29 protein-coding genes are annotated in these 26555 nt (G+C 58.6%); 19 read left to right on the top strand and 10 right to left on the bottom strand.

What is annotated here, in order from left to right; translation table 11 throughout:
* Positions 1 to 395: 395 nt before the first annotated feature.
* Positions 396 to 1724 carry an MFS transporter gene (locus RYC18_RS07075; RefSeq protein ID WP_016981977.1) on the bottom strand — a complete coding sequence of 443 codons (1329 nt, stop codon included), beginning with the start codon at positions 1722 to 1724 and terminating at the stop codon, positions 396 to 398.
* 617 nt (positions 1725 to 2341) lie between these two features.
* Here RYC18_RS07075 and quiC point away from each other — a divergent pair.
* Positions 2342 to 4249, top strand: a complete 1908-nt coding sequence (gene quiC, locus RYC18_RS07070) for a 3-dehydroshikimate dehydratase QuiC (protein ID WP_005779816.1) — start codon at positions 2342 to 2344, stop codon at positions 4247 to 4249.
* Positions 4250 to 4356: 107 nt separating this feature from the next.
* A complete protein-coding gene (locus RYC18_RS07065) occupies positions 4357 to 5028 on the top strand; it encodes a TetR/AcrR family transcriptional regulator (RefSeq protein ID WP_004642739.1) in 672 nt (223 codons plus the stop codon).
* Between the two features lie 3 nt (positions 5029 to 5031).
* Here RYC18_RS07065 and RYC18_RS07060 read toward each other — a convergent pair whose 3' ends face one another.
* A complete protein-coding gene (locus RYC18_RS07060; protein ID WP_316884655.1) occupies positions 5032 to 5886 on the bottom strand; it encodes a shikimate dehydrogenase in 855 nt (284 codons plus the stop codon).
* Between the two features lie 184 nt (positions 5887 to 6070).
* Between RYC18_RS07060 and RYC18_RS07055 the strand changes: the two genes are divergently transcribed.
* Positions 6071 to 6961, top strand: a complete 891-nt coding sequence (locus RYC18_RS07055) for a pseudouridine synthase (RefSeq protein ID WP_316884654.1) — start codon at positions 6071 to 6073, stop codon at positions 6959 to 6961.
* A gap of 75 nt (positions 6962 to 7036) precedes the next feature.
* Here the strand turns inward: RYC18_RS07055 and RYC18_RS07050 are convergent, their stop codons facing one another.
* Together RYC18_RS07050 and mobA are read right to left on the bottom strand one after the other, a co-directional pair.
* Positions 7037 to 7261: a YgdI/YgdR family lipoprotein gene (locus tag RYC18_RS07050; RefSeq protein ID WP_002553129.1), complete on the bottom strand. Its 225-nt coding sequence runs from the start codon at positions 7259 to 7261 to the stop codon at positions 7037 to 7039.
* A gap of 97 nt (positions 7262 to 7358) precedes the next feature.
* Positions 7359 to 7964: a molybdenum cofactor guanylyltransferase MobA gene (gene mobA, locus RYC18_RS07045; RefSeq protein WP_316884653.1), complete on the bottom strand. Its 606-nt coding sequence runs from the start codon at positions 7962 to 7964 to the stop codon at positions 7359 to 7361.
* A gap of 75 nt (positions 7965 to 8039) precedes the next feature.
* Here mobA and moaB point away from each other — a divergent pair, with 75 nt between their 5' ends.
* From moaB to RYC18_RS07030, 3 genes are all read left to right on the top strand, one after another.
* Positions 8040 to 8579, top strand: coding sequence for a molybdenum cofactor biosynthesis protein B (gene moaB, locus RYC18_RS07040; RefSeq protein ID WP_002553131.1), 540 nt, complete (start codon positions 8040 to 8042; stop codon positions 8577 to 8579).
* A 6-nt stretch (positions 8580 to 8585) separates the two neighbouring features.
* Positions 8586 to 9797 (top strand): gephyrin-like molybdotransferase Glp, encoded by a 1212-nt coding sequence (gene glp, locus RYC18_RS07035; RefSeq protein ID WP_316884650.1) that lies wholly within the window; start codon positions 8586 to 8588, stop codon positions 9795 to 9797.
* Between the two features lie 87 nt (positions 9798 to 9884).
* A complete protein-coding gene (locus RYC18_RS07030; protein ID WP_002553133.1) occupies positions 9885 to 10811 on the top strand; it encodes a glycosyltransferase in 927 nt (308 codons plus the stop codon).
* Positions 10812 to 10853: 42 nt separating this feature from the next.
* Here RYC18_RS07030 and RYC18_RS07025 read toward each other — a convergent pair whose 3' ends face one another.
* Positions 10854 to 12662: a monovalent cation:proton antiporter-2 (CPA2) family protein gene (locus tag RYC18_RS07025; RefSeq protein WP_005746783.1), complete on the bottom strand. Its 1809-nt coding sequence runs from the start codon at positions 12660 to 12662 to the stop codon at positions 10854 to 10856.
* Between the two features lie 243 nt (positions 12663 to 12905).
* Between RYC18_RS07025 and RYC18_RS07020 the strand changes: the two genes are divergently transcribed.
* Entirely contained in the window at positions 12906 to 13094 is a 189-nt protein-coding gene (locus tag RYC18_RS07020) for a hypothetical protein (RefSeq protein WP_005779813.1), read from the top strand.
* Positions 13095 to 13127: 33 nt separating this feature from the next.
* Here the strand turns inward: RYC18_RS07020 and RYC18_RS07015 are convergent, their stop codons facing one another.
* Positions 13128 to 13520 carry a Fe2+/Zn2+ uptake regulation protein gene (locus RYC18_RS07015; RefSeq protein ID WP_002553137.1) on the bottom strand — a complete coding sequence of 131 codons (393 nt, stop codon included), beginning with the start codon at positions 13518 to 13520 and terminating at the stop codon, positions 13128 to 13130.
* Positions 13521 to 13748: 228 nt separating this feature from the next.
* Positions 13749 to 14777, bottom strand: coding sequence for a FecR family protein (locus RYC18_RS07010; RefSeq protein WP_010203203.1), 1029 nt, complete (start codon positions 14775 to 14777; stop codon positions 13749 to 13751).
* Positions 14778 to 15032: 255 nt separating this feature from the next.
* Between RYC18_RS07010 and RYC18_RS07005 the strand changes: the two genes are divergently transcribed.
* From RYC18_RS07005 to map, 4 genes are all read left to right on the top strand, one after another.
* Positions 15033 to 16064, top strand: a complete 1032-nt coding sequence (locus RYC18_RS07005; RefSeq protein WP_057404372.1) for an Ldh family oxidoreductase — start codon at positions 15033 to 15035, stop codon at positions 16062 to 16064.
* Positions 16065 to 16166: 102 nt separating this feature from the next.
* Entirely contained in the window at positions 16167 to 16376 is a 210-nt protein-coding gene (locus RYC18_RS07000; protein WP_004662355.1) for a hypothetical protein, read from the top strand.
* A gap of 87 nt (positions 16377 to 16463) precedes the next feature.
* Positions 16464 to 16721 carry a ParD-like family protein gene (locus RYC18_RS06995; RefSeq protein ID WP_002553140.1) on the top strand — a complete coding sequence of 86 codons (258 nt, stop codon included), beginning with the start codon at positions 16464 to 16466 and terminating at the stop codon, positions 16719 to 16721.
* Complete coding sequence (map, locus tag RYC18_RS06990; protein ID WP_002553141.1) at positions 16718 to 17509, top strand: type I methionyl aminopeptidase; 792 nt, start codon at positions 16718 to 16720, stop codon at positions 17507 to 17509. Before RYC18_RS06995 ends, map begins: the two co-directional genes overlap by 4 nt.
* Positions 17510 to 17585: 76 nt before the next feature.
* Here map and RYC18_RS06985 read toward each other — a convergent pair whose 3' ends face one another.
* The 3 genes from RYC18_RS06985 to RYC18_RS06975 form a co-directional block, all read right to left on the bottom strand.
* The gene (locus RYC18_RS06985) at positions 17586 to 17822 is read right to left on the bottom strand and encodes a DUF6555 family protein (protein WP_039847515.1); all 237 of its coding nucleotides are present in this window, start codon (positions 17820 to 17822) and stop codon (positions 17586 to 17588) included.
* Positions 17823 to 18056: 234 nt separating this feature from the next.
* Positions 18057 to 18758, bottom strand: coding sequence for an endonuclease (locus RYC18_RS06980; protein WP_004665158.1), 702 nt, complete (start codon positions 18756 to 18758; stop codon positions 18057 to 18059).
* A gap of 4 nt (positions 18759 to 18762) precedes the next feature.
* Entirely contained in the window at positions 18763 to 19014 is a 252-nt protein-coding gene (locus RYC18_RS06975; RefSeq protein WP_316884638.1) for a DUF1654 domain-containing protein, read from the bottom strand.
* A 133-nt stretch (positions 19015 to 19147) separates the two neighbouring features.
* Here RYC18_RS06975 and RYC18_RS06970 point away from each other — a divergent pair, with 133 nt between their 5' ends.
* From RYC18_RS06970 to RYC18_RS06935, 8 genes are all read left to right on the top strand, one after another.
* Positions 19148 to 19372 carry a YgdI/YgdR family lipoprotein gene (locus RYC18_RS06970; protein ID WP_002553145.1) on the top strand — a complete coding sequence of 75 codons (225 nt, stop codon included), beginning with the start codon at positions 19148 to 19150 and terminating at the stop codon, positions 19370 to 19372.
* 232 nt (positions 19373 to 19604) lie between these two features.
* Positions 19605 to 20525 carry a sugar ABC transporter substrate-binding protein gene (locus tag RYC18_RS06965; RefSeq protein WP_371875231.1) on the top strand — a complete coding sequence of 307 codons (921 nt, stop codon included), beginning with the start codon at positions 19605 to 19607 and terminating at the stop codon, positions 20523 to 20525.
* A 53-nt stretch (positions 20526 to 20578) separates the two neighbouring features.
* Positions 20579 to 22132 (top strand): sugar ABC transporter ATP-binding protein, encoded by a 1554-nt coding sequence (locus RYC18_RS06960; RefSeq protein WP_316884631.1) that lies wholly within the window; start codon positions 20579 to 20581, stop codon positions 22130 to 22132.
* Positions 22129 to 23121, top strand: coding sequence for an ABC transporter permease (locus tag RYC18_RS06955; protein WP_316884629.1), 993 nt, complete (start codon positions 22129 to 22131; stop codon positions 23119 to 23121). The genes RYC18_RS06960 and RYC18_RS06955 overlap by 4 nt, the downstream gene beginning before the upstream one ends.
* A 1-nt stretch (position 23122) precedes the next feature.
* Positions 23123 to 24139, top strand: a complete 1017-nt coding sequence (locus tag RYC18_RS06950) for a LacI family DNA-binding transcriptional regulator (RefSeq protein ID WP_060403660.1) — start codon at positions 23123 to 23125, stop codon at positions 24137 to 24139.
* A 30-nt stretch (positions 24140 to 24169) separates the two neighbouring features.
* Positions 24170 to 25090, top strand: coding sequence for a ribokinase (rbsK, locus tag RYC18_RS06945; RefSeq protein ID WP_004665169.1), 921 nt, complete (start codon positions 24170 to 24172; stop codon positions 25088 to 25090).
* Positions 25087 to 25491, top strand: a complete 405-nt coding sequence (gene rbsD, locus RYC18_RS06940) for a D-ribose pyranase (RefSeq protein ID WP_054076388.1) — start codon at positions 25087 to 25089, stop codon at positions 25489 to 25491. The genes rbsK and rbsD overlap by 4 nt, the downstream gene beginning before the upstream one ends.
* 22 nt (positions 25492 to 25513) lie before the next feature.
* The gene (locus RYC18_RS06935; protein ID WP_057402304.1) at positions 25514 to 26539 is read left to right on the top strand and encodes a nucleoside hydrolase; all 1026 of its coding nucleotides are present in this window, start codon (positions 25514 to 25516) and stop codon (positions 26537 to 26539) included.
* Positions 26540 to 26555 lie beyond the last annotated feature (16 nt).

The raw sequence follows: 26555 nt of genomic DNA, 5'->3' as shown, positions 1-26555 counted from the left end.
TCAGTGACAGGGCGAAGGAACCCGACGAAGTCGGGCCGGAAACAGGAGCGAGGGGTTTTGCTTACTTTGGCCCCATCAAAGTAAGTCGCCGAGGGGCGAAAAGGTGACCTGAGTCGAACCCCGATCCACCTGCCATCGCAGAACCTCCGTGTGACGCGGAGCGTCACGAACTGCATTCCCACGCGGAGCGTGAGGAACGAGCGGCGTCTGGGATAACTAAGTGAGTCGCGGAGGGGCGAAAAGGCGACCTTAGTCGAACCTAAATCTACCTGAGGTCGCAGACCCACGAGAGGCGTCCGGGAGAGCACTTTTCGTCACTCTGCGCAAAGCGTGGGGACGATAGCAAAAAGGCCCGGTCACTGAGTGAGCCGGGCCTTTATGACGGTGTCAGACGATTACTCGCTGAGCGTCGGCACCTTGCGCGGGGCCATGAAGTACAGCCAGATCAACGCGATGAAGTACATCGCCGGGATCATGGTGAACAGCACGTTGTAGTTATTATTGGTGGCGGTCAGCACCGCACCCACAATCTGGGTCATGAACATACCGCCAATGGCCGCACACATGCCGCCGAAGCCGAACACCGTACTCATCATGTGCTTGGGCGTGTAGTCCATCACCAGGCTCCAGATGTTTGCGGTCCAGGCCTGATGCGCACCCACCGCAAGCGAGATGGCCAGTACCGCCACCCACAGGCCGCTGGCGTTGGCGGCGAATACCACGCTGCAGATAGTGATGGCAAAGATCAGCATCGACAGCAGACGCGCAGTGGTCGCACGCATGCCGCGCCCGATCAGCCAGGAGGACAGAATGCCGCCACCCACGCTGCCGAAGTCAGCGGTCAGCCAGATCAGGATCAGCGGGATGCCCATCTGCGTCACGCTGATACCCAGGTTGTATTGCTGATTGAGAAACGGCGGCAACCAGTACAGGTAGAACCAGAACACCGGCGCAGTAATCGCGTAAGCCAGCGCGAACGCCCACGTGCCGCGCATCTTCAGAATGCCGGTGAAGGGCACCTTGACCGGCGCAGGTTCGACTTCCTGATTAATATAATCCAGCTCGGCCTTGCTGACGGTCGGATGCTCTTCGGGGTTGTAGTACTTCAGGCGCCACATGATGACCCAGATCAGCCCCAGCGAACCCATCGCTATAAAGGCCGCCTGCCAGCCCCAGACGGTAAGGATCAGCGGCAGCAGCGCCGGGGTCAGCATTGCGCCGACGTTGGTGCCAGCGTTGAAAATACCAGTCGCCACGGCACGTTCACCTGCCGGGAACCACAGACGCGTGGTCTTTACACAGGCCGGGTAGTTGGCCGCCTCGGTCAGGCCGAGAATGAACCGGCAGACCATGAAGCCCACAGCGGAAGTTGCAAGGCCATGAGCGCCGGTCGCCAGGCTCCACAGCAGCACCGCGAGGAAGAACGCGCGCTTGACGCCGACCTTGTCGATAAAGCGGCCTTGCAGCACGAAGCCCACCGCGTAACCGACCTGAAACCAGAAGTTGATGTTGGCGTAGTCCATCGCCGTCCAGCTCATTTCCTTGGCGAGGATGGGCTGCATGACGCCAAGCGCCGCTCGGTCGATGTAGTTCAGCGTGGTGGCGAAGAACACCAGGGCGAGCATGCCCCAGCGCGTCTTGCCCACGGCGAGTGCGCCGCGAATCTTTTCGCCCATCCCGGCACGGGCGGCCTGGGCGACAGGGTTGGTCTGGGTGTTAAGCATGATGTTCTAACCATCCGTTCCAGGACTGTGCTGCTGGCAACAGTCGGACTGAGAAGTCCACTCGATGCAGGCGTTGTGCAGGTAAAGTGAAGTCGTAGAACCGTGATTCGACTGGCCTGTTGACTCAGGCTTTCATCGAGACGATCCGTCGGGCCGACAATTTACAGGTTGGGCCGCGCAAGTGTGTTGGAATGTTTCAGGCGACGCAGATCCGCGCGGGGCTTTTGGCCGGACGAGTTCGTTGAACCTGACGTCTGGTGAGACGGACGGGCGAGCGGGCGAGCAAAGCGAGAAGGGTGCACATGAGCAATGTTCCTGTTTTTTGAATTGTTATGGGTTGCTGCTGATGAAGCAAAAGATCAAAACGTTTGACTGCGGGTCTACCCTGCAATGTGATGCTGATGTTGAGCATTGCGCGATACAGCGTCAATTGAGTAAAACGGCTTTTGTTCGATAATCGAACGTAAAACTAACCGGTTCGTACACTTTATGTTGCTGTAGTATTTTGACAGGCAAATACTTTACTCGCACCTCTGAATAAGGCCGGGAAAGGCCAGGAATGCGGTGCTGTCCAGTCGCGACTGAAACAGGTCGCGTTCATCCAGGAGCTGAAAAGCATGCAGCGTTCAATTGCTACCGTATCCTTGAGCGGTACTCTGCCCGAAAAGCTCGAAGCCATCGCCGCAGCCGGCTTTGACGGCGTCGAAATTTTCGAAAACGACTTGTTGTATTACGACGGTAGCCCACGCAACGTCAGGCAGATATGTGCCGATCTTGGGATCGCCATCACCCTGTTCCAGCCGTTCCGGGATTTTGAAGGCTGCCGCCGTGATCGTCTGCAGCGCAATGTCGACCGTGCCGAACGCAAATTCGATCTGATGCAGGAACTGGGCACCGATCTGGTGCTGGTCTGCAGCAATGCGTCTGCCGATTCGGTGGGCGACGAAAGTATTCTGCTGGATGACCTGAGCCTGCTGGCCGAGCGTGCCGGAGCCCGTAACCTGCGTGTCGGTTATGAGGCGCTGGCCTGGGGCAAGCATGTGAACACCTGGCAACAGGTCTGGAACCTGGTGCGTCAGGTTGATCATCCTGCTCTGGGTGTGTTGCTCGACAGCTTCCATACCTTGTCACTCAAGGGCGACCCAAGCGCGATTGCGCAAATCCCGGGTGACAAGATTTTCTTTGTGCAAATGGCCGACGCGCCGATTCTGGCCATGGATGTGCTGGAGTGGAGCCGCCATTTCCGCTGCTTCCCCGGTCAGGGCGAGTTTGATCTTGCCGGTTTCCTCGCGCCGATTCTGCGCAGCGGCTACACCGGCCCATTGTCGCTGGAAGTGTTCAACGACGGTTTCCGTGCCGCCCCGACTCGCGCCAACGCGGCGGACGGCTTGCGTTCGCTGCTTTATCTGGAAGAAAAAACCCGCCAGTTGATGGCGCGTGACGAGCCAGCCGCTGTTCCTGAAATACTTTTCAACCCGCCCGCTGCCAGCACTTACAACGGCGTCGAGTTTCTGGAATTTGCGGTCGATGAGAGCCACGGCGCGCGCCTCTCGGGCTGGCTGCAACGGCTGGGCTTTGCCAAGCTGGGTCAGCATCGCTCCAAGGCGGTCAGTCTGTTGGGGCAGGGGGATATCAAGATCGTGCTCAATGCCGAACCCTATTCTTTTGCCCATAGCTTTTTCGAGGCCCACGGGCCGTCGTTGTGCGCCACTGCCTTGCGCGTCGATGACGGCCATCAGTCGCTGGAGCGTGCGCGGGCCTTCAAAGGCCAGCCGTATCGCGGGCTGGTCGGCCCCAATGAGCGGGAGATTCCTTCAGTCCGCGCGCCCGACGGTAGCCTGATCTATCTGGTTGATAGCGCTGCGCCCGGAGAATCGATTTACGACAGCGATTTTGTCGTCGACCCGCAAGCGGTTGCCAAGGGTGGTTTGCAGCGTATCGACCACATGGCCATGGCGCTGCCCGCCGACAGCCTGGACAGCTGGGTACTGTTCTACAAAAGCATTCTGGATTTCGAGGCCGATGACGAGGTGGTGCTGCCCGACCCCTACGGTCTGGTGAAAAGTCGTGCCCTGCGCAGTCGTTGCAGTACCGTGCGCCTGCCGCTGAACATTTCCGAGAATCGCAACACGGCCATTTCCCACGCGCTGTCGAGTTATCGCGGCTCTGGGGTGCATCACATTGCGTTCTCCTGTGAAGACATCTTTGCCGAGGTCAGCCGCGCCAAGGAAGCGGGGGTGCCGTTGCTGGACATCCCGCTCAATTACTACGACGACCTGGCAGCCCGCTTCGATTTCGATGAAGAGTTTCTCAGCGAACTGGCGTATTACAACGTGCTTTATGACCGCGATGCGCAGGGCGGCGAGCTGTTCCACGTCTACACAGATGCCTTCGACGGGCGCTTCTTCTTCGAGATCCTGCAACGCAAGAATGGCTACGTGGGCTATGGCGCGGCCAACGTGCCGGTGCGTCTGGCGGCGATGGCCAAGGCGCGCAATGTGGCAGCGCGTCAGGCGCGGCTGTAACGCGAGACCGACTGCAGAGCTGCTGCGAGGGTGCGAATGCCTCGCAGCTTCCCTCTGCCTGCGGTCAGCTTCATACTTCGCGCATTACCCGTGGTCATGAGCCAACAATGAAAAAAATCGACTCCGCCGTTGCCGTTGAACCTGCCGCTACTGCGCCCAAGGGCCGCAAGAACAACCCGGAAAAAACCCGCGAAGATATTCTTCAGGCTGCTGTCGCCGAATTCGTTGCCCACGGTCTTACAGGCGCGCGCGTCGATGCCATCGCCGAGCGAACTAAAACCTCGAAACGGATGATCTATTACTACTTCGGCAGCAAGGAGCAGCTGTATGTCGAAGTGCTGGAAAAACTCTACGGTGCGATTCGCAATACCGAGAGCGAGTTGAACCTGAGTGAGCTGGAGCCTGTCGAGGCGATTCATCGCGTGGTTGAATTCACCTTCGATCACCATGACAGCAACGTCGATTTCGTGCGTATCGTGTGCATCGAAAACATTCATTACGGCGAGAACGTCAAACAGTCCGATTCGATCCAGGCCAAAAGCCAGAATATCATCAGGGCGCTCGATGGCATCCTGCGACGCGGCGAGGCCAGTGGCTTGTTCCGCGATGGTGTTCATCCGGTGGACCTGCACCTGATGATCAGTTCGTTCTGCTTCTACCGGATCTCCAACCGCCATACCTTCAGCGAAATTTTCCAGATCGAGCTGTGGAGCGAGGAGGTCAAACAGCGTCACAAGGCGATGATTTGCGACGCTGTGCTGCGTTATCTTAAGCGCTGAGGTTTACAGCGTATGGAAGTGCGCCATCATCCGTTCTGCATCGGCTGACTGGCCACTGAATAACTCAAATGCCTTGACTGCCTGAAACACCGCCATGGTGCTGCCATCCAGCGTGCGGCAGCCCAGCGCGCGGGCATGCTTGAGCAGTTCGGTTTCCAGCGGGAAGTAGATGATTTCCGCGACCCACAGCTCAGGGCGCAGCAACTCGACCGGCAACGGCGTGCCCGGCAGTTTGGCCATGCCGACCGGCGTGGTATTGACCAGGCCATCGGCTTCGGCCATAGCGGCGGGCAAATCGATACCCACCTTTGCCCGTCCGGCACCGAAATGCTCGTTGAGGTTGTCCACCAGCCCTTGCGCGCGTTGCGGCTCGACTTCGAATACTGTCAGGCATTCGACGCCAGCGCTCAATAACGCATGAGCCACGGCAGCGCCTGCGCCACCTGCGCCCATTTGCACCACCTGCTGACGTGGAGCCTTGTCGAGGCCGCGTTGGAAGCCTTCGGCAAAACCCAGGCAGTCAGTGTTGTGACCAATGCGCTTGCCGTCCTTGAACACCACGGTATTCACTGCGCCGATACCGCGGGCTTCGGCGGAAAGTTCGTCCAGTAAGGGGATAACCGCCTGCTTGCACGGAAAGGTGATGTTCAGGCCGGTGAAGCCGCAGTTTTGTGCGCTTTCGACAAGCTGGGGCAGGGCGCTGATATCCAGTTGCAGGGCGTCGATATCGATCAGCCGATACAAGTAGCGCAGGCCCTGGGCGTCGCCTTCGTGCTCGTGCATGGCGGGCGTTCGCGAGGCCTGGATGCCCGAGCCGATCAGGCCGGCAAGAACGGATTTTTTTTCAGCATGGGTCATAGAATACGTCTCTTGTTTTTGTGCCACTGCCCGGTCCAGAGCAGGTGTTGAGCGGAATGTACCAGATGGTTAATAGTGCCGCAGGTGGCAGGCGATTGCCATGCAGCGATATTGTGCGGTGATCGCCCTAATCAGTGATAATCCACGGCCAGCCGCTTCAGATCAGCCAGAGTTCACGCCGCACATGCCCGATTCCGTTTTCAGCGCCGCACAGCAACAAGCCAGCACGTTGTACCTGCCGCCAGGCGCGTGGGCCACAGTGCTCGATTGCCTGTGCGCGAAATTCACCGCCATCAGCCGCGAACAATGGCTGGACCGTATTGCCCGCGGACGGGTGCTGGACGAAAACGGCAAGGCCATCGCGCCTGACCTTGCGTACCGCGAGGGCCTGCGCATTCACTATTTCCGTGAGGTGCCCAACGAAACGCCGATCCCGGTGCTTGAAACGATTCTGTACGCCGACGAGCATCTGGTGGTGGCGGACAAACCGCACTTTTTGCCGGTGACACCCGCAGGTGAGTACGTCGAGCAGACGTTGCTGCGCCGTCTGATCCATCGCCTGGGCAACCCCGATCTGGTGCCGCTGCACCGTATCGACCGGCACACCGCCGGGCTGGTGCTGTTTTCCGCCAACCGGCAGACGCGCTCGGCTTATCAGGCGCTGTTTCCCACCCGGCAGATCGACAAGTTCTACGAAGCCATTGCGCCAGCGTTGCCGGGGCTGGAGTTTCCATGTTTGCACGAAAGCCGTCTGGTCGAAGGCGAACCATTCTTTCGCATGCAGGAAGGAGCAGGGGCGAGCAATACCCGGACGCAGATCGAGGTGCTCGAACGGCAGGATCAATTGTGGCGGTACGGGCTTTATCCGGTGACCGGCAAGAAACATCAACTACGCGTGCACATGGCGGCACTGGGCGCGGGCATCTGCAACGACCCGTTCTACCCGGACGTGGTAAAGAACCCTGTCGACGATTATCAAAACCCTCTGAAGCTGCTGGCCAAGGGCTTGCGCTTCATCGACCCGCTCAGCGGTAAACAGCGTCAGTTCGGGAGCCTGCTTGAACTCGACTGGTAAGCGGTAAAGCCGGGCTGACGGCCAAAAAAAACCCGCACTCGGCGGGTTTTTCAAATCAGTCACACGACGCCCGGATCACAGATCCTTGACGGTACGTACCTGATCCTTGTTGATGCGGGTCTGCTTGCCGTCGAGTTGCTTGAACTCGTAGAAGCCCGATTCTTCATCGTACTTTGGCGTATCGACAGCCTGGATTTCACGACCATCGTTCAAGGTGATCACAGTGGGCGATGCGCAGCCGGCGAGGGAGGCAATGCTCAATGCAAGCAGGAAGGCAGCGGGAAGGGTCCGTTGTTTCATTACTGTGTCTCCAGATGGATTCTTGATTTACTGAACTCTCAGACGGATACACCGTCGGCAAAGTTCCGTATACACCGTCAGCAAGTTCAATAGCCAGTCACTTGCCACAGTTTTCGCTGATCCCGGTCAACAGACAGGGAGTATTCAGGTTGGCCAGGCGTCGATCGCCAGCTTCCAGTTGCAGGGCGACTGGTTGCAGCGGTTCCAGGGCCCGTCTCGGGCTGCGTTCGCCGGCCTGCCATGCGGCTTCCAGCGTTGCGGCGTGAGCGATGGGGATCATACATAAAAGCGGCTGCCAGTGCTGGCCTTCACGCACCATTATTGGTCGCTCCGGGCATTCAACAGCCTTTTCGCGTAACGCTTGCAGCAACGGTTCATCGACCAAAGGTACGTCGCAGGGCAGAACCAGCAACCACTGATGCCGGGCGAGTGGCAGGGCGGCGCGAATTCCGGCCAGAGGACCGTTGAAATCGGCATCGTCGTCCTGCACCAGTTGATCGGCGTACTGCGCATAGCGCTCGATGTTGCGGTTGCAGGAAATGATCAGGTCGTCGGTCAGCGGCCGGGTCAGCCGGTGCAGGTGCTCGATCAGCGCCTTGCCCTGCCACTCGATCAGGCCCTTGTCACGCCCGCCCATGCGCTGCCCGCGACCTCCGGCCAGCAGCAGAATAGAGCAGGGAGGCAGTGCGGCAGGGACATTCATCAAACACTCGGCGGGCAGTCAAAAGGAGTGCTGTGATATAACACCGGCCTGTTTCCTTAACAACTGGATGAGGCCATGAAAGCCAAGGCTGACACACCTTTCGTACCCCTGAATATCGCCGTGCTGACCGTCAGCGATACCCGCACCCGTGAAACCGATACCTCGGGCCAAATGTTCGTCGACCGCCTGACCGATGCCGGTCATGGCCTGATCGAGCGCGTGCTGCTCAAGGATGACCTGTACAAAATCCGCGCTCAGGTAGCGACCTGGATTGCCGACGATCAGGTGCAGGTCGTGCTGATCACCGGCGGCACCGGCTTTACCGGTCGCGACAGCACGCCGGAAGCCGTGGCGTGTTTGCTCGACAAGCAGGTCGATGGTTTCGGTGAACTGTTCCGGCAGATTTCGGTGCCGGATATCGGCACCTCGACCATTCAGTCCCGTGCGTTGGCGGGCCTGTCCAATGGCACCCTGGTGTGCTGCCTGCCGGGCTCCACCAATGCGGTACGCACGGCGTGGGACGGGATTCTCGCCCAGCAACTGGATTCGCGCTTCCGGCCCTGCAACTTCGTGCCGCACCTCAAGCAGGCCGAGCCCTGTGCAACTCGTGGTTGAGTGCTGATGAACAACGAGCCGAAAACCTTGCTGCCTGTCGAAGAAGCTATCGCACGGCTGCTGGCGATGGCCGAGGCCACGCCGATCACTGATCGCCAGCGTGTTCCGCTGGCCGATGCCGAAGGCCGTGTGCTGGCGGTAGATCTGATCTCCACTCTGGATCTGCCGCCCTGGCCGAACAGCGCCATGGACGGTTATGCCCTGCGCGTAGCGGACTGGAGCGGCGAGCCGTTGACGGTCAGCCAGCGCATCTTTGCCGGTCAGGCACCCGAGCCGCTGGCACTTGGCACCTGTGCACGAATCTTCACCGGTGCGCCGATGCCTGAAGGTGCCGATTGCGTCGAGATGCAGGAAAACGCCGAGGTGCTGGCGGATCAGCGCGTGTGCTTCAGCGAGCCGCTGAGCGTTGGGCAGAACATTCGCCCACAGGGGCAGGAAACCCGCGTCGGCGACACCGTACTGGCGGCCGGGACGCGGCTTGGTCCTATTGAATTGGGCCTGGCCGCTTCGTTGGGCCTCGCCGAGCTTGAGGTGATCCGACGGGTGCGTGTCGCGGTGCTGTCCACCGGCGACGAGTTGATTGAACCAGGTCAGTCATTGGGGCCGGGGCAGATCTACAACAGCAACCGGGTGTTGCTGTGCAGCTGGCTGAAGCGGCTCGAATGCGAGGTGGTGGATGCAGGCATCCTGCCGGACGATCTGGCGAAGACTCGTGCTGCGCTGGCGAATCTGCACGATGTCGACCTGATCTTCTCCACGGGCGGCGTCTCGGTGGGCGAAGCGGATTTCCTTGGTCACGCATTGCGTGAGGAAGGCGAACTGACGCTCTGGAAGCTGGCCATCAAGCCCGGAAAACCGCTGACTTTCGGGCATTTTCGTGGCGTACCGGTGATTGGCCTGCCCGGCAATCCCGCCTCCACGCTGGTCACCTTCGCTTTGCTGGCGCGTGCTTACCTGCTGCGTCGCCAAGGTGTGATTGACGTGGCGCCGTTGCAGTTTCCGGTACCCGCAGGGTTCGTCTGGACGCGCCCGGGCAATCGTCGCGAATACCTGCGCGGGCGTCTGGAACAGGGCAGGGCCGTGGCCTATCGCAACCAGAGCTCGGGTGTATTGCGCAGCGCTGCCTGGGCTGACGGCCTGATTGAAGTGCGTGAAGGCTCAACCGTGGCCGAAGGGGACTGGGTCAACTTCATCCCGTTGAGTGAAGTGCTGGGCTGAGTGGATTAATGGTTGGGCGGGCACGCATGAGCTACTCTCAACATCGCTGACAAGTTGGGCAACCGGACTTCGCCCTGGAGTATTGTTATGGCGCCATTGAGAGTGGCTTGTGTGATCCCGACCTACAACGGACGCAAGGATCTGGAACGTCTACTGGACTCGCTGGCTACGCAGACTGCGAGCTTCGATACACTGATCGTCGACTCCAGTTCTTCAGATGGCACGCTGGAGCTGGCGCAAGCCCGTTGTGCCAACGTATTGCGCATCGACAGCAAGGACTTCAACCACGGTGGCACCCGGCAGATGATGGTCGATTTGCATCCCGACTACGATGTCTATGTCTATCTGACCCAAGACGCCTACGTTGAAGATATCAATGCCATTGCCAACATTCTGCTGCCTTTCGCCGACCCCAAGGTCGGCGCGGTCTGCGGGCGTCAATTGCCGCACAAGAACGCCAACCTGCTGGCCCAGCATGCACGGTTGTTCAATTACCCTCCGACGTCGCAGATCAAGACTCTGGCCGATGCACGCACGCTGGGCATCAAGACGCCATTCATGTCCAACTCGTTCGCGGCCTATCGCGGTGAAGCGTTGCGGGCGATTGGCGGCTTTCCCCGGCATGTGATTCTTTCCGAAGACATGTACGTCACCGCCAAAATGCTGATCGATGGCTGGAAAGCAGCCTATGAAGGTTCGGCTGTATGCCGTCACTCGCATAACTACAGCCTGCGTGAGGAGTTTTGCCGTTACTTTGATATCGGTGTGTTCCAGTCCCGTGAAGCGTGGATCTACGAAACCTTTGGCGGCATCGGCGGCGAGGGCATGCGTTACGTCAAGTCCGAGCTTAAATTCCTCGGCCCCCGGCGAATTCTCTGGTGGCCCATGTCGTTCGTACGTAATGCGCTGAAGCTGCTGGCCTACAAGCTGAGCAAGCAGGAGAAGCGCCTGCCCCGTGGCGTAAAGAAAAAACTCGGGATGTACAAGCGCTATTGGGACAGTCCTTACGCCTGACCGAACCCTGCGCCGGACGCTGAGCGCCCGGCGTCTGGCACATCAGCTTTTCGCGGCTTCTTCGTCCAGACGGTCGGCCTCGAACAGTTGCGCGAGGTCGGCCCTGGCTTCACGGGCGGTCTGCAGAACCTTGGCGTCGTCGTCATACACTTCATGTTGTGCGGCCAGCACCTGTTCGTCGTGGCGCTTGAAGCGGCTGATGCGCGCATCGGCCTGTGCCTCGGTCAGGCCCAGCCCCATCAGGGTCTGACGGCTCATCTCCAGGCTTGAATAGAATGTCTCACGCACGGCATGAGCGCCAATGTCCATCAACCGGTGGACGTGCTGGCGGTTACGTGCACGGGCAATGATCTTCATGTGTGGATACAGCTTGCGGATCAACTCGGCGGTCTTGATGTTGGTATCCGGATCATCCGTCGCAATGACGAAGTATTCCGCTTCATCAACCTTGGCTGCACGCAGTATTTCCGGGCGCAGCGGGTCGCCATAAAACACCGGCACATTGCCGAAGCTGCGCGAAAACTCGATCGATTCCACAGCGGTATCCAGAGCGATGAAAGGGATTTTCTGCGCCCGCAGAATCCGCGCTACGATTTGCCCCATACGGCCCATGCCAGCGATGACCACGCGTGGTTTGTCGGTCTGGATATCGCGGTACTCGTCCGGCACCTCGACAGGCTTGATCCTGGGTTTGATCCAGCGCGCCAGGGCAATGAACAGCAACGGCGTGATCGCCATCGACAAGGTGATGGTCAGCACCAGCATGTCGTACAGCCCGGCCTCGAACAGCCCTTGAGCGCTGCCGATCTTGAACACCACGAAGGCAAATTCGCCACCGGCTGCCAACACCAGGCCCAATTGCAGCGCGCTGCGGTTATTGAGACCGCCAGCGGTACGACCGATCAGGAACAGCATCGGCAGCTTGATTCCGATCAACAGCAGCGTCAGGCCCAGCACCGCGAGGGGCGAGCTGAGCAGCAAGCCGACGTTGGCACCCATGCCGACACTGATGAAGAACAGCCCCAGCAACAACCCTTTGAACGGTTCGATCTGTGCTTCCAGTTCGTGACGGTATTCGGAGTCTGCCAATAGCAGACCGGCGAGAAATGCGCCCAGCGCCATGGACACGCCCACCAGTTCCATCAGCCACGCCGTACCAATCACTACCAGCAAGGCAGTGGCGGTCGAGACTTCCTGGATTTTGGTCTTGGCAACGATGCGAAATACCGGACGCAGCAAATAGCGGCCGCCGATCACCACAATGGCAATGCTGCCCAGCACGCGCAGGCCGTGGTTAATGCTTTCGCCGGTGTCCATTGCGTGATCGGCCCCGGCCAGGAATGGCACCATGGCAATCAAGGGAATTGCTGCAATGTCCTGAAACAGCAGGATAGCGAACGCCATCCGGCCATGCGGGCTATTCAACTGCTTGCGCTCGGCCAGACTCTGCAGGCCGAAGGCTGTGGATGACAGCGCCAGGCCAAGACCCAGAATGACCGCAGTGTTCAGCGACTGGCCGAAGGCAAACAACGCGATCCCGCCAATGACCAGGCCCGTCAGCAACACCTGCGCCATGCCTACGCCGAACACCGATTTGCGCATGACCCATAAACGCTTTGGCGACAGCTCAAGACCAATGATGAACAGCAACAAGACCACGCCCAGCTCTGAAATGTGGCTGACGCTCTCCGTGTCGCCTATCAAGGCCAGCACCGAAGGGCCGATGATCACTCCCGCGAACAAATAGCCGATCACCGCGCCCAGCTTCAGGCGCTTGGCCAGCGGTACTGTCAGCACGGCGGCGAGTAGAAACACTACTGCGGCCTGCAACAGGCTGCCTTCATGGGGCATGTAAAACTCCTTGGTAATAATTGAACACACTGTTTGAGCAGGGCGGTATTAAAGCATGGGAGTTTTACACGGCAACGTTCATCGCGGCATGACAATAATCAACGCGGTTGATAGAGCGCGCGTGAAGGATGCGAAGGAGAGGAGCAGGGCAGGCTGACGATGCCATTCGTCGCGCATCGGCGTAAGCTATGCGCGCAAACAGGCAGTGCCAACTGCCCGCTCACGAGCATTCAGGAAACCGTTATGACCAACAAGCAGCGTTTGATTTACTCGATTCTGATCGCCCTCGGCGTTCTGGCGATCATGCTGGGCTTGTCGCACCTGCAAAACAGCGGTGTCATCACCGAAAAAACCTTTCAGTACATCGCAATCAGCGTGGCCGTACTGGTCGTGATTCTTAACGGGATCATGCGCCGCAAGGTCAAGCGGTAAGCGCGGCAAGTGGCAAGGATGACGAGGCCCGTTTTACTGGGCACCATCCTTGCTCGCATCACCCAGCCATTGTCGGGCACGAGGGTGCAGGCTGTAGGTCTTGTCGTCATTGAGGTGAATCACGCCTTCATCGCACAGGCGCTTGAGCACTTCGCGCACACTTAGAAACGACAGCGGTACATCAAGCCTGAGCAGCTGGCTGTGCACGCCCCGTACTCCCAATGGCTGGCCTTCCTCGCTCGATACCAGAAGCGCATCGAGCACCTTGAGCCTGACCAGGCTGGTACGCAGACCAAAGCTTTTCAGGAGCAGTCGGATGTGCTCGTTTCCGGGCCGCTCTGTCTCCAGAGCGGGCGACTGTGCCTGCGCAGCCAGTGCTGTTTGGCGCAGCAGGGTGCGAGTCGTGATTCCTTGGCGATTGAACATCCACAAACTCCTTTTCAGGCTTTTTTAAACAATCTCAGTTACTAAGACGAACGAGCGCAGCAAAACCTCAGTTATCAATGGAAAAAAATGAAAACGCCAACACGCACGGGGTGGCCGCAGCGCTGTGCGTTTCAGGGTAGATGAAGATCGGGCAGTCGCGAAGGGACGGTTGATCCGGCTATCGGCGGATACAAAATCGCTCTGCGTCAGTCAGGTGCGCGAGAGCGCTCAGCCTTTCGGAGCGTCGGGTATCCGGCGGTTGAGCACCGGGTTGCCGTTCTGGTTCTGCGTGACATAAACCGGCAGCACCTTGGGCAGAGAGGCCAGCAGGCTGGACAGGTCGCGCGTGTTGAAACTGCCGCCAAGGCGCATGGCACCGGTTGCGGTATCGGCCAGCAGAATAGGCGTTTGCAGGTAGCGATTGATCAGTGGCAAGGCCTGGCTGAGAGGCAGATCATTGAAGATCAGCTTGCCATTACGCCACGCCAGGCTCGAATCCTTTGTGTCGGTCTGGCTGATCAGGGGCGCGTCGTCGCCTGCCTTGTAGCTGGCCTGCATGCCAGGGTCAAGATGATGGCTTGACGACGGATGTGCGCGATCACTGCTGACCTGAACCGAGCCCTCGACCAGCGTTACACGTACCTGGTCCTGATACATCCACACATTGAAGCGTGTGCCCGTGACCTTGATGCTGCCCTTGCCGGCATCGACTACAAAAGGGTGTGTGCTGTCGTGGCTGACCTCAAAAAACGCCTCACCCTTTTTCAGCGTGACGCTGCGTCGATCCTTGTAGTTGGCGTAGGTCAGCTCGGTGCCGAGGTTCAGTTCGGCACGGCTGCCATCTGCCAGTACCACAAGACGCGTCGCGGTATCGGCGTTGTAGGACTCGTAGGTGTCAGGCAGCCAGCCCTGATTCCAGCCCACATAACCGGTGACTGGCACAGCCAGAGCAATGACCGCCGCGGCAGCCGCGAGTGGTGCCACGCGGCGCTTGCGACGAAGTACGGGCTGGTTGCTCTGTGTAGCCTGAATCGGGAGTGCCGGGGCCGGATTGAGCGGTTCGATTTGTCCGGTAATGTCCCAGACTTCCCGCATCGCCTCATACTCCACCGCATGCAAAGGATGTGCTTTCAGCCATTGCTCGAACGCTTTTCGTTCTGCGGCGGTGCAGTCTTCGGCGTGCAGGCGCATGCACCAATGCGCAGCGGCATCGGTGATCGCGTCGTGTTCTGCCTTGCTGAAAAGAGGGTCGCTCATGGGCGCTCCGGCCTATACCGTCGGCGCATTCTACCCTTGGATGTCAGGGAGAGAGAACATTTGCAGGATATTACCCGTCAACGCACAGCGTAATTCCTTGTGAATGCAAGCAGCTCTCATTGAAACCTTTCCGCGACAATCGAGTACGTGCAGTGCGCAGGGAGTTTTTTTGCAGGGCCTGCAGCGCTACTCTCGGTGCTGTTATTTCGTGTGGTTGTTCCCGGTACCTTGCCATGACATGAACAGGAGTCTCAGATGTCCGCCATCCCTAACGATCAGCCGGTCCGGACCGTTTCATATCAGCAACTGGAAGATTTGTTGCGGCGGATCTTTCTTGCACACGGCACCTCCCCGGAGGTTGCCGATGTGCTTGCCGAGAACTGCGCCAGCGCTCAGCGCGACGGCTCGCACAGTCATGGCATCTTTCGCATGCCTGGTTACATCTCATCGCTGAACAGCGGCTGGGTGGATGGCAAGGCAGTGCCGTTGATCGAGGATGTCGGTGCTGCATTCGTCAGGGTCGACGCCGGCAACGGCTTTGCCCAGCCTGCGCTGGCGGCGGCCAGTTCATTGCTGATCGACAAAGTGCGCAGTGCCGGGATTGCGGTTCTGGCGATACGCAATTCTCATCACTTTGCCGCGCTGTGGCCGGATGTCGAACCTTTCGCCGAACAGGGGCTGGTCGCCCTGAGCATGGTCAACAGTATGACCTGCGTTGTGCCACACGGTGCGCGTCAGCCCCTGTTCGGCACCAACCCTATTGCCTTCGCTGCACCGCGTGCGGGGGGCGAGCCTGTTGTTTTCGACCTGGCAACCAGCGCCATTGCCCATGGTGATGTTCAGATCGCAGCGCGGGAAGGGCGATTGCTACCAGCGGGTATGGGCGTGGACCGCGAGGGCCGGCCTACTGAAGATCCTCGCGCCATTCTCGATGGCGGGGCACTACTGCCCTTTGGCGGTCATAAGGGGTCCGCATTGTCGATGATGGTCGAACTGCTGGCGGCAGGGCTGACAGGCGGTAACTTCTCCTTTGAGTTCGACTGGTCGAAGCATCCCGGCGCGCGGACACCCTGGACAGGTCAGTTGCTGATCGTCATCGATCCGGACAAAGGCAGCGGTCAGCATTTTGCACTACGTAGCGAGGAACTGGTAAGGCAGCTCCACGGGGCAGGGCAGGAGCGACTGCCGGGGGACCGACGCTACAGCGAGCGTGCGCGGTCGATGGCGCACGGTATCGACATCGCTGAGGCTGATCTGGAGCGCTTGCAGGGTCTGGCGGGCGGTTGAGCCGTTTACAAATTCGCTGACCATTCGTCGCAGTCAGTCTTGTGTCGGCGCTCGGTTCTAAATACTGTATGCATGAACAGTAAAGAACGAATGAGGTCTGTCATGTCCCTTAAGTCAGTGCAAACGTCAGTACAAAGCCCGGTTGCCCAGCAGCATCGTACCCTCTCTACCGTCAATGAAATGCAGCGTGAGGATTTCCTCCGGCTGGCGGCAGGTCTGCGTCAGTTCAATGGCTACGAGCAGGATGTATCGATAGCCATTGCGGCAGCCCGCGCGAGTGGCGAATTCCGTCAGGCCAGCGCGATGGAATAGTGCTGCTGGTAGCGGCCATGATGCGTCTCGGGTTGATTGTGAGTATATGTAACGTATATGCTTCATATATTCAATTTGAGGTGAATCATGGGTCTGGTAAAGATTTCCGAAAACATGCACGCCAACCTGCGCTCTGCCAGCGTTGCGCTCAGTCGCTCCATCAATGCGCAGGCTGAGCACTGGATGCGCATCGGCATGCTTGCCGAATTGCACCCGGCACTGGATTACAGCGAGATCTGCCAGATGTTGATCCGTATCGAGAACGCAGGCGGCACGGTGCTGACTGCTTCGAACTTCAACGTTGCAGAGCTTTCTGCGTCCAGCCTTTCCAAGGCGGCCTCATGAGCAGCGCCATCGGTATCAAGACCGAACAGGACCTTGTGCAGTTGCGCATAGCCGGCAGGCTGGCTGCCGATGTACTCGCAATGATCACGCCTTACGTCAAGGCTGGCGTGAGCACCGAAGCGCTGGACGATATCTGCAACGAGTACATCGTCAAGGAGTTGAAAGTGATTCCCGCGAATGTGGGCTATCACGGTTTTACCAAGACCACCTGCATCTCTCCCAATGCAGTGGTCTGTCATGGCATACCTTCTGCCACCGATATTCTGAAAGATGGCGATATCGTCAATATCGATGTCGCGGTCATCAAGGATGGCTGGTACGGCGATACCAGCCGTATGTATCTGGTCGGTGAGGTCAGCCCCTTGGCAAAACGTCTTGTCGAGACGACCTACGAAGCAACCCGCGCCGGTATTCATGCAGTGCGTCCGGGGGCGACGCTGGGTGATATCGGTTATGCCATTCAGAGCATCGCTCATCGTGAAGGCTTCAGTGTGGTGCGTGAATATTGCGGGCACGGCATTGGCCGCAAGTACCATGAAGAGCCCCAGGTTCTGCACTACGGCGCTCAGGGCAAGGGCCTCAGGCTAAAGCCGGGCATGGTGTTCACCATCGAACCGATGATCAATGCCGGCAGGGCCGGTACTCGTACCTTGCCGGATGGCTGGACGGTTCTGACCAGCGATCTTTCATTGTCTGCGCAATGGGAGCATATGGTTGCAGTCACTTCGACCGGTTTTGAACTGCTGACGCCCTGGCCTGAGGGGACAGGCGATTATCCTGCCATTTAAACGTCAGTGGTCTGGCGATTTATGTACACAAAAATGGCCTTGTCGAAAGGCCATTTTTTTGATCAGGGGTGATGTTTCAGTACTGCGGCGAAGATCTTTTCCAGCTTACTTCTGTTACGCCAAAACGCTCGGCTTGCAAGGTCGCCATTCCTATCGGCCCAGCAGACATATTGCCACTCACTGTGCCGACGCCGGCGTGTAGCGTTGCGCAGTGCAATGCGTCGCACTGGCACATTTGCCTGGTCTGGTGCAGAAAGCAACGAGGCTCGCCATTGAACTGATAGTGAATTTCAAATTCCGTTTGATGATTCATCTTTCCTGCTCGTAAGCCTGACGGCATGCCATCAAAATAGTTTGATTGTTCCAGTGGGGCATGCGCGAGAAGCCTTCTCCGGTCACGTTGCTGTCTTCAGAGCGTAGAACGAAAATCGCGTTGTTTCGAGATGTGGTTGCCAGTTGTCCGATGAGTGGTTTTGGATTCACTCATACGCATGAATGGATGACCCAATGGTCATCCAAACGAAGATCTTCTGTTTTGAAACAAGCCTCATTTACATGCCTTGAGGTCTACCGGGCCGACAAAATCATTACCCCGACCCATAACGCAGGCGACCTGCTGATTGCGCTGGCGCTCCCAGGCCTGCGGAGGATAAGTCTTGTCCCAGGCTTGATAAAGCTGTTGGTCCTGACGCGACAGGCGCAAGTTGTATTGCTTGCTCATGTAGAAGTAGGTGCGGGCGATCATGCCGCGAATGGAAGGGCGAGGCATGACCTTTTTCGCCTTGAAATCCACTTGCGTCAGGCAAGAACCGTACTGGCCTTTTTGCTCGGGTATCCAGCCAAAGCTGAAGTTGCTGCGGTCGCCATTCACTTCGCCGATGCTGGGCACCAGGTTATGCAGGTCTGCCTCGGCGCGTTTATAAACGGCATCGGTCTTTGTGCAGTTTTTGCGCCCGCCGTTCTGCCAGCATTGGCGCAGATGGCCGATCTGCCAGGCTGGAACAATGTGCTCCCATTCAATGCGACTGGCGCGCTTGGCGCTCTTGCGCGGGACATAGCCGCAGCCAGCAATATCGACCCGGTTGCCGGTGTACTTACAGCCGCAGTAAAATTCGGTCGATTGTGGTGCATATAACCCCCAGGCGACTTTCTTGGCTTCGCTGAAAGTACGCGGAGCTTGGGCCTGAGCGCTGAATGAAGCGGTGATGAGCAGGGTGGTGCAAAGCAGTGTCGAGAATCGAAACATCATGCCGTCAGTCTTCCTTCGGCAACGTCCAGAATATTTGCACACCACCATCGTCGCGCCAGGCGAGGGTGACGTTGTCGTTCTCGGCTATTTCTTCAAGAAGCTGCGCCCAGTCGTCCTCTGACTCATCCGATTGACGAAAAAGCAGGGCAGCCCTGGATTTCTGCGCGGTAGGCGAGTTGATGATCTTCTGTACCCGCATGCCCATGCGCTCGTAAGGGCCGGGAGTGGAGGCGGTCGCTGCGGTTTGTTTGGCCACGGATAGGGTTCCTGATTTTAGCTGTACGGGTATACAGTATTTCAGTGTCGGATCTTTCGCAACATCTATGTAAGATAAAGCGCTTGAAATGGCACACTATTGTCTTGAAAAACCAACGCTCCCGGAGTCGCGCATGAATATCAAGTCACTGACGTTTCCGTTACTGGCCGCAACTGCTGTACTGCTGGCAGGCTGTTCCACGCCTTCGGTCGTCACGCTTCAGAACGGCACACAATACATCACCAAGGACATGCCCAAGACCAAGAGTCGTGATGGTTTCTACGAGTTTGAAGACATCTCCGGCAAGAGAGTCCGAATCAAGGCCGACGAAGTGGCTACGGTCAGACCGGAGGAGTGAAATCCGACTGAACGCTAATGCTCGTTCCCTGTGCGTTGGGGGCGAGCAGTACAAACAGATTTCATTTCCGACGGATTGACAAACCCTGCGGGTTTTTTCATAGTTCATCCCTCGCAAACGTTTGCGTGTTGATGCCTTGCATCGACCCTGCGTCGTTCGCCCGAACAATAATCACAAGATCGGAGATGAACTCATGAAGCTGCCATTTGCTGGACGCCTTCTCGCTGTCGCCATGTTCGCTGCTGTCACGGCAGTCATGCCCCTCTCTGCTGCATACGCTCAGACGCCTGAAAAACCCAAGGTCGCATTGGTGATGAAGTCGCTCGCCAATGAATTTTTCCTGACTATGGAAGACGGTGCCAAGGCTTATCAGAAAGAGCACGCCACCGACTTCGACCTGATTTCCAACGGAATCAAGGATGAGTCAGACACCTCTGCGCAGATTCGTATCGTCGAGCAGATGATTGTCTCCAAAGTCGACGCCCTGGTGATCGCGCCTGCCGACTCCAAGGCGTTGGTGCCGGTGCTCAAGAAAGCTACAGACGCCGGTATCAAAGTCGTCAATATCGACAACCAGCTTGATCCCGACGTGCTCAAAAGCAAAAGCCTGATGATCCCGTTCGTGGGTCCGGACAACCGCAAAGGTGCCGAGCTGGTAGGCGACTACCTGGCCAAGCAGCTCAAGAGCGGTGACGAAGTCGGCATTATCGAAGGCGTGCCGACCACCACTAACGCTCAGCAACGCACCGCCGGTTTCAAGGATGCCATGGACAAAGCGCAGATGAAGGTTGTGTCTGTACAGTCCGGCAACTGGGAAATCGACAAGGGCAACGCCGTTGCTTCGGCGATGCTCAATGAATACCCGAACCTGAAAGCCCTGCTGGCCGGTAACGACAGCATGGCGCTGGGGGCGGTTTCTGCGGTGCGTGCAGCAGGCAAGGCTGGCAAGGTCATGGTCGTGGGTTACGACAACATCAACGCGATCAAACCGATGCTCAAGGACGGCCGAGTGTTGGCCACTGCTGACCAGTTTGCAGCCAAACAAGCGGTCTTTGGTATTGAAGCTGCGTTGAAGCTGGTCAAAGGCGAGAAGGTCGACACCAACGAAAAAGGCGTCATCGAAACGCCAGTAGAACTCGTTACCAAACCTTGATCCACGCCGCGTAAAGGTGCCCGTCCTTGAAGGACGGGTGCTGGGAGAAATGTATGTCAGCGTCTGTTCAGACAGCTGTTCTTTCGGTCAGTGGCATCGGTAAAACCTACGCTCAACCCGTGCTCGGTGACGTCGATCTGACGTTGATGCGTGGCGAAGTGCTGGCCCTGACCGGGGAAAACGGTGCCGGTAAAAGCACCTTGTCGAAAATCATTGGCGGCCTGGTGACGCCCACTACCGGGCGCATGGAGTTTCAAGGGCAGCCTTATGAACCTGCGAGTCGTACCCAGGCCGAAAAGCTCGGGGTTCGCATGGTCATGCAGGAACTGAACCTGCTGCCGACCCTGACCGTTGCCGAAAACCTGTTCCTTGACGACCTGCCGCGTCGTGCTGGCTGGATCGACCGCAAGCGCCTGCGTGAAAATGCGATCAAGGCTATGGCTCAAGTGGGTCTGGACGCTATTGATCCCGATACGCTGGTCGGCGATTTGGGGATCGGTCATCAGCAGATGGTCGAGATCGCTCGCAACCTGGTTGGCGACTGCCATGTGCTGATCCTCGACGAGCCTACTGCCATGCTCACCTCACGCGAGGTGGAAATGCTGTTCGAGCAGATCACGCGGCTGCAGGCTCGTGGTGTCTCGATCATCTACATCTCCCACCGGCTTGAGGAGCTTGCCAGAGTGTCTCAGCGCATAGCCGTACTGCGCGATGGCAAGCTGGTGTGCGTCGAGCCGATTGCCCGTTACAACAGTGAGCAACTGGTCACTTTGATGGTCGGCCGTGAACTTGGCGAACACATGGACATGGGCGCCCGGCAGATTGGCGAAGTAGCGCTGTCAGTCAAGGGGCTCAGTCGTGCCGGCAAGGTTCAGGATGTTTCGTTCGATGTGCGACGAGGTGAAATCTTCGGTATTTCCGGGCTGATCGGTGCCGGGCGCACCGAGTTGCTGCGCCTGATCTACGGTGCAGATGTTGCCGACAGTGGTGCGATTGAAGTTGGGCAGCCACTGCAAGCCGTCACCATCCGTTCACCCTCGGACGCCGTGGAGCACGGTATTGCCCTGATCACGGAAGACCGCAAGAGCGAAGGACTGCTGATGTCACAGTCAATCAGCGCCAACATTGCGCTGGGTAATATGCATTCGATCTCCAGAGCAGGCCTGGTCAACACCGATGACGAACTGAAGTTGGCGCAGCGCCAGGTGGCTGCCATGCGTATTCGCAGTTCCAGTCCGGACCAGCTGGTCTCCGAGCTGTCAGGCGGTAATCAGCAGAAGGTCGTGATCGGTCGCTGGCTGGAACGTGATTGCCCGGTGATGCTGTTCGACGAGCCGACGCGAGGTATCGACGTCGGTGCCAAATTCGATATCTACGCGCTGCTGGCCGAATTGACCCGTCAGGGCAGGGCGCTGGTGGTGGTTTCCAGTGATCTGCGCGAACTGATGTTGATCTGCGATCGTATCGGTGTGCTGTCTGCCGGTCGCCTGATGGACACGTTCGAGCGCGACAGCTGGACTCAGGACCAATTGCTTGCCGCTGCCTTTGCCGGTTATCAGAAACGTGACGCGCTGCTCAATGACGCCGCGCCCAGGAACGACTCATGAAAAATACTCCTTCTCCGACGCTGACCGTGCCGGCCCGTCGCGGCGTCAATTACTTTGGTCTTGGCACCTACATCGGGCTGGCGGGTGCGCTGCTGGTGATGATCGTGCTGTTTTCCCTGCTCAGCGATCACTTTCTGTCCTATCAGACATTCAGCATGCTGGCCAACCAGATCCCTGACCTGATGGTGCTGTCGGTCGGCATGACGCTGATCCTCATCATCGGCGGTATCGACCTGTCCGTTGGGTCGGTGCTGGCGCTGGCTGCTTCGGCTGTGAGTGTGGCCATCCTGGGCTGGGGCTGGAGTGTGTTCCCGGCCGCCTTGCTAGGCATCGCCTGCGCGACCCTGGCCGGTACGATTACCGGCTCCATTACCGTTGCCTGGCGCATCCCTTCGTTCATCGTCTCCCTCGGTGTGCTTGAGATGGCCCGTGGCGCGGCCTACCAGATGACCAATTCCCGCACCGCTTATATTGGTGATTCGTTCGCCTGGCTGTCTGACCCGATCGCGTTCGGTATCGCGCCGTCCTTCATCATCGCACTGCTGGTTATTTTCATTGCTCAGGCGGTGCTGACCCGTACCGTTTTTGGTCGCTACCTGATCGGCATCGGCACCAATGAAGAAGCGGTGCGTCTGGCCGGTATCAATCCCAAACCCTACAAGATTCTGGTGTTCTCGCTGATGGGCCTGTTGGCCGGTGTGGCGGCGCTGTTTCAGATATCGCGACTGGAAGCGGCTGATCCGAATGCCGGTGCCGGGCTTGAGCTGCAAGTGATTGCCGCCGTCGTGATCGGTGGCACCAGCCTAATGGGCGGGCGCGGTTCGATCATCAGTACTTTTTTCGGCGTGCTGATCATTTCGGTACTGGCCGCAGGCCTGGCGCAGATCGGTGCGACCGAGCCGACCAAACGCATCATCACTGGTGCGGTGATTGTGATCGCAGTGGTGCTGGACACCTACCGCAGTCACCGGGCACGGCGCCAGGGCTGATATGGCGACTATCAAGGATGTCGCGGCGCTGGCGGGAATCTCGTACACCACGGTTTCCCATGTGCTGAACAAGACCCGGCCGGTGAGCGAGCCGGTCAGGCTCAAGGTCGAGGCGGCCATCGCGCAGCTCGATTATGTGCCCAGCGCCGTGGCGCGTTCGCTGAAGGCCAGGAGCACATCGACTATCGGCCTGTTGATTCCTAACGGCATGAATCCGTATTTCGCCGAGTTGGCGAGGGGCATCGAGGACTACTGTGAGCGCAACGGTTTTTGCGTGATCCTCTGTAATTCCGACGACAACCCGGAAAAACAGCGCAGTTACTTGCGTGTTTTGCTGGAAAAGCGCGTTGACGGGTTGATTGTCTCGTCTGTGGCGGGTGATGCCAGCGTCGCCTGTGGCCTCACCGAGGTGCGCACGCCGCTGGTAATCGTCGACCGCGAGCTGCAAGGCATCGAAGCTGACATGGTGCGCATCGATCACGAGCAGGGTGCCTGGCTGGCAACCCGACATCTGCTTGATCTGGGGCATCGTCACATTGCCTGCATTGGCGGGCCGCGTGACAGCATGGTCGCCGAAATGCGCCTGGCGGGTTATCGACGGGCCATGCAGCAGGCATCTGTCGAGGTCGGCCCGGATTGGGCGGTGCACAGCGAATTTACCAGTTCGGCTGGCCACGCAGCTGCGGGCCTGCTACTGGCCGGGCATGCGCCAACAGCGATCTTTGCCGGCAACGACGTCATCGCTATCGGTGTGCTGCGCGCTGCCGCCGAGCGTTCTATTCGCGTGCCTCAGGATCTGTCGGTCATCGGTTTTGATGACATTCAGATGAGCCGCTACGTCTATCCGGCCCTCACCACCGTGGGGCAATCGATCATGCAACTGGGCGAAACCGCCGCCGAAATGTTGTTAAACCGAATCGCCGCACCGCATACAGTTCCTGTCGAAAAAAGACTCGTGACGCCTTGCGTCGTGGTGCGCGAGTCCACGGCAGCGCCGAACACTTTGTCCAATGAATGACGCGCACGCACAGCAACGGATTAATGAGCCATGCAAGCAAAAATAGTGATAGTGGGCAGTCTGAACATGGATCTGGTCATCCGCGCCCAGCGTCTGCCGCGCCCCGGCGAGACGCTGAGCGGGGAAACGTTCGACACCGTGCCTGGCGGTAAAGGCGCCAATCAGGCAGTTGCCGCAGCGCGCCTGGGTGGCAGTGTCGCGATGATCGGCTGTGTGGGTGCCGATGCCTACGGGGAGCAACTGCGTGCAGCATTGCTGGCCGAGCATATCGACTGTCAGGCCGTGACGGTCGTTGAAGGCGTATCCACCGGGATCGCTTCGATTGTGGTCGACGCCAGCAGTCAGAATGCAATTGTCATTGTTGCCGGCGGCAATGGTCGGCTCACTCCGGCATTGATCGAGCGTTTCGACGCATTGCTGGCGGGTTCCGGGATCGTCATCTGCCAGCTTGAAGTGCCGACTGAAACGGTTTTCCACACCCTGACCCGCGCCCGCGCGCTGGGCAAGACCGTCATTCTCAATCCTGCCCCGGCCAGCGAGCCTTTGCCGGCAAACTGGTATGGCCTGATCGACTATCTGATCCCCAATGAAAGCGAGGCGCAGACCCTGACCGGTGTGACTGTCGACTCCTCGGCGGCGGCTGAAGAAGCGGCAGCGGCCATGCTGGCGGCCGGGGCGCGCAACGTAATCATTACCCTGGGTGAACGCGGAACCCTGTTCGCCAGTGCTGCGGGCGTGGAACATATCCCTGCGCGTCGTGTACAGGCCGTGGACACCACCGCTGCAGGTGATACCTTTGTTGGTGGTTTTGCCGCAGCACTGGCGGCGGGTCAGAGTGAATCGCAGGCCATTCGCTTCGGTCAGGCCGCGGCAGCCATATCCGTGACCCGCGCGGGTGCCCAGCCGTCCATCCCGACGTTCGAGGAAGTAAAGGAATTCGATTCACTATGAAAAAGACCCCGCTACTCAACATTGCCCTGTCTCGCGTCATTGCGTCGCTGGGGCATGGCGACATCCTGATGATCGTCGACGCTGGAATGCCAGTACCGGCAGGCGTCGAGCTGGTCGACCTGGCGCTGACTCGCGGCGTACCTGATTTCGTCAGTGTGCTGGACGTGGTGCTGAGTGAGATGCAGGTCGAAAGCCATGTGCTGGCCAACGAAATGGCCGAGGTCAAGCCGCCCGCATTGCAGGTCATCGAAAGCCTGAACCTCGATGATCAATTGGGTCAGCAGCGCTGGATAAGCCATGAGGACCTGAAAGTATTGAGCCGCAAGGCCAGGGCAATCATCCGTACCGGAGAATGCCAGCCGTACAGTAATGTGGCGCTGGTTTCCGGAGTTGTGTTCTAGCTATCAAGAAAGGGAGTTTCATATGACGTTGATGCAGTTTTCCAGACAGTTCATTCGTGGAGCATTGCTCTTGTCCATACTGAGTAGCGCTGCCGTTCAGGCGGCAGAAAAGCGTGATCTGATCATCGATACCGATCCCGGCGCGGACGACGTCGTTGCGCTGCTGCTGGCGCTGGCGTCACCCGAAGAATTGAACGTGATGGCGATCACCACCGTGGCCGGCAATGTCCGTCTGGACAAGACCTCGCGCAATGCCAGGCTGGCGCGTGAATGGGCCGGGCGTGAAGAAGTGCCGGTGTATGCCGGTGCGCCCAAACCGTTGGTGCGCACACCTATCTACGCCGAAAACGTTCACGGTCAGGAGGGGTTGCCCGGCGTGCCCGTGCATGAGCCAGCCAAGGGGTTGGCCGACGGTAATGCAGTCGATTACCTGATCCGCACCTTGAGCAAGGCCAAGCCGCACAGCATCACTATCGCCATGCTCGGTCCGCAGACCAACCTGGCGCTGGCGCTCGTGCAGGCACCGGAAATCACCCAGGGCATCAAGGAAGTGGTGGTCATGGGGGGCGCGCATTTCAACGGCGGTAACATTACGCCGGTTGCCGAATTCAACCTGTTTGCTGACCCGCATGCTGCGCAGATCGTTCTGGCCAGTGGTGTGAAGCTTACTTACGTACCGTTGGACGTGACCCACAAGATCCTGACCAGCGAACAACGCCTCAAGCAGATTGCCGCATTGGGCAATAACGCCGGCAAGCTGGTCGACGGCATTCTCAATGAATACGTCAAACTGGACATGGAGCATTACGGCTTGCCCGGTGGTCCGGTTCACGACGCCAGTGTCATTGCCTGGTTGCTCAAGCCCGAGTTGTTTTCCGGGCGGCAGATCAACGTTGCGGTCGACACCCGCGAGGGCATTGGTTTCGGCCAGACGGTGGCTGACTGGTACGGCACGCTCAAGCAGCCGCAGAATGTATTCTGGGTCGAGAATGGCGACGCTCAGGGTTTCTTCGATCTGCTGACCGAGCGTCTGGCGCGACTGAAGTAACCCATCACGCGGGCTG

Origin of the sequence: Pseudomonas syringae group sp. 247E2 (assembly GCF_032587795.1) — a bacterium.
GTDB lineage: Bacteria > Pseudomonadota > Gammaproteobacteria > Pseudomonadales > Pseudomonadaceae > Aquipseudomonas > Aquipseudomonas amygdali.
The sequence above is the reverse complement of the archived record's forward strand: the minus strand, read 5'-3'. Positions and strand labels throughout refer to the sequence as shown.

What these genes read in the sequence shown, in the direction of transcription:
- RYC18_RS07075 (WP_016981977.1), bottom strand. Translation starts at nt 1,724, where the DNA reads ATGCTTAACACCCAGACCAACCCTGTCGCCCAGGCCGCCCGTGCCGGG.
- quiC (WP_005779816.1), top strand. Translation starts at nt 2,342, where the DNA reads ATGCAGCGTTCAATTGCTACCGTATCCTTGAGCGGTACTCTGCCCGAA.
- RYC18_RS07065 (WP_004642739.1), top strand. Translation starts at nt 4,357, where the DNA reads ATGAAAAAAATCGACTCCGCCGTTGCCGTTGAACCTGCCGCTACTGCG.
- RYC18_RS07060 (WP_316884655.1), bottom strand. Translation starts at nt 5,886, where the DNA reads ATGACCCATGCTGAAAAAAAATCCGTTCTTGCCGGCCTGATCGGCTCG.
- RYC18_RS07055 (WP_316884654.1), top strand. Translation starts at nt 6,071, where the DNA reads ATGCCCGATTCCGTTTTCAGCGCCGCACAGCAACAAGCCAGCACGTTG.
- RYC18_RS07050 (WP_002553129.1), bottom strand. Translation starts at nt 7,261, where the DNA reads ATGAAACAACGGACCCTTCCCGCTGCCTTCCTGCTTGCATTGAGCATT.
- mobA (WP_316884653.1), bottom strand. Translation starts at nt 7,964, where the DNA reads ATGAATGTCCCTGCCGCACTGCCTCCCTGCTCTATTCTGCTGCTGGCC.
- moaB (WP_002553131.1), top strand. Translation starts at nt 8,040, where the DNA reads ATGAAAGCCAAGGCTGACACACCTTTCGTACCCCTGAATATCGCCGTG.
- glp (WP_316884650.1), top strand. Translation starts at nt 8,586, where the DNA reads ATGAACAACGAGCCGAAAACCTTGCTGCCTGTCGAAGAAGCTATCGCA.
- RYC18_RS07030 (WP_002553133.1), top strand. Translation starts at nt 9,885, where the DNA reads ATGGCGCCATTGAGAGTGGCTTGTGTGATCCCGACCTACAACGGACGC.
- RYC18_RS07025 (WP_005746783.1), bottom strand. Translation starts at nt 12,662, where the DNA reads ATGCCCCATGAAGGCAGCCTGTTGCAGGCCGCAGTAGTGTTTCTACTC.
- RYC18_RS07020 (WP_005779813.1), top strand. Translation starts at nt 12,906, where the DNA reads ATGACCAACAAGCAGCGTTTGATTTACTCGATTCTGATCGCCCTCGGC.
- RYC18_RS07015 (WP_002553137.1), bottom strand. Translation starts at nt 13,520, where the DNA reads ATGTTCAATCGCCAAGGAATCACGACTCGCACCCTGCTGCGCCAAACA.
- RYC18_RS07010 (WP_010203203.1), bottom strand. Translation starts at nt 14,777, where the DNA reads ATGAGCGACCCTCTTTTCAGCAAGGCAGAACACGACGCGATCACCGAT.
- RYC18_RS07005 (WP_057404372.1), top strand. Translation starts at nt 15,033, where the DNA reads ATGTCCGCCATCCCTAACGATCAGCCGGTCCGGACCGTTTCATATCAG.
- RYC18_RS07000 (WP_004662355.1), top strand. Translation starts at nt 16,167, where the DNA reads ATGTCCCTTAAGTCAGTGCAAACGTCAGTACAAAGCCCGGTTGCCCAG.
- RYC18_RS06995 (WP_002553140.1), top strand. Translation starts at nt 16,464, where the DNA reads ATGGGTCTGGTAAAGATTTCCGAAAACATGCACGCCAACCTGCGCTCT.
- map (WP_002553141.1), top strand. Translation starts at nt 16,718, where the DNA reads ATGAGCAGCGCCATCGGTATCAAGACCGAACAGGACCTTGTGCAGTTG.
- RYC18_RS06985 (WP_039847515.1), bottom strand. Translation starts at nt 17,822, where the DNA reads ATGAATCATCAAACGGAATTTGAAATTCACTATCAGTTCAATGGCGAG.
- RYC18_RS06980 (WP_004665158.1), bottom strand. Translation starts at nt 18,758, where the DNA reads ATGATGTTTCGATTCTCGACACTGCTTTGCACCACCCTGCTCATCACC.
- RYC18_RS06970 (WP_002553145.1), top strand. Translation starts at nt 19,148, where the DNA reads ATGAATATCAAGTCACTGACGTTTCCGTTACTGGCCGCAACTGCTGTA.
- RYC18_RS06965 (WP_371875231.1), top strand. Translation starts at nt 19,605, where the DNA reads ATGTTCGCTGCTGTCACGGCAGTCATGCCCCTCTCTGCTGCATACGCT.
- RYC18_RS06960 (WP_316884631.1), top strand. Translation starts at nt 20,579, where the DNA reads ATGTCAGCGTCTGTTCAGACAGCTGTTCTTTCGGTCAGTGGCATCGGT.
- RYC18_RS06955 (WP_316884629.1), top strand. Translation starts at nt 22,129, where the DNA reads ATGAAAAATACTCCTTCTCCGACGCTGACCGTGCCGGCCCGTCGCGGC.
- RYC18_RS06950 (WP_060403660.1), top strand. Translation starts at nt 23,123, where the DNA reads ATGGCGACTATCAAGGATGTCGCGGCGCTGGCGGGAATCTCGTACACC.
- rbsK (WP_004665169.1), top strand. Translation starts at nt 24,170, where the DNA reads ATGCAAGCAAAAATAGTGATAGTGGGCAGTCTGAACATGGATCTGGTC.
- rbsD (WP_054076388.1), top strand. Translation starts at nt 25,087, where the DNA reads ATGAAAAAGACCCCGCTACTCAACATTGCCCTGTCTCGCGTCATTGCG.
- RYC18_RS06935 (WP_057402304.1), top strand. Translation starts at nt 25,514, where the DNA reads ATGACGTTGATGCAGTTTTCCAGACAGTTCATTCGTGGAGCATTGCTC.